Raw genomic sequence first — 788 nt, 5'->3', positions numbered from 1 at the left:
TCGGTGATGACCCCGACCTTCCGCTACAACCCTGCGGTGATCGCGCAGGCGTTCGCGTCGATGGCCTGCATGTACCCGGGCCGGATCATGCTCGGTGTCGGCACCGGCGAAGCGCTCAACGAGTACGCGACCGGATTTCAGGGCGAGTGGCCCGAGTTCAAAGAACGCTTCGCGCGGTTGCGGGAGGCGGTCCGGTTGATGCGCGAGCTGTGGACCGGCGACGAGGTCAACTTCGACGGTGAGTACTACAAGACCCAGGGCGCGTACATGTACGACATCCCCGAGCAGCCGGTGCCGGTGTACATCGCTGCCGGTGGCCCGGTCGTGGCCCGCTACGCAGGCCGGTCGGGTGACGGTTTCATCTGTACCTCGGGCAAGGGTATGGAGCTCTACACCGAGAAGCTGATCCCGTCGGTCAAGGAAGGCGCGGACAAGGCCGAGCGGAACTTCGAGGAGATCGACCGGATGATCGAGATCAAGATCTCCTACGATCCCGACCCCGAGCTGGCGTTGGAGAACTGCCGGTTCTGGGCGCCGCTGTCGCTGACGCCGGAGCAAAAGCACAGCGTGAACTCCTCGACGGAGATGGAACGTCTCGCCGACGAGCTGCCGATCGAGCAGGTCGCCAAACGCTGGATCGTCGCCTCCGATCCCGACGAGGCCGTCGAGAAGGTCAAGGCCTACACCGACGCGGGCCTGAACCACCTGGTCTTCCACGCACCCGGTCACGATCAGCAACGGTTCCTGACCAACTTCCAGAAAGACCTCGAGCCCCGCCTGCGCAAGCT

1 protein-coding gene is annotated in these 788 nt (G+C 64.3%); it reads left to right on the top strand.

The window, feature by feature from the left end:
* Window positions 1–788, top strand: a 788-nt coding sequence (gene fgd / locus J3S28_RS28155) for a glucose-6-phosphate dehydrogenase (coenzyme-F420) (RefSeq protein ID WP_207844625.1), incomplete at both ends; no start/stop codon positions are given.

Origin of the sequence: Williamsia soli, from assembly GCF_017377795.1 — a bacterium.
GTDB classification, from domain to species: Bacteria; Actinomycetota; Actinomycetes; order Mycobacteriales; family Mycobacteriaceae; genus Williamsia; species Williamsia soli.
Note: the sequence above shows the minus strand (reverse complement) of the source record. Positions and strands in the feature narration are given on the sequence as shown.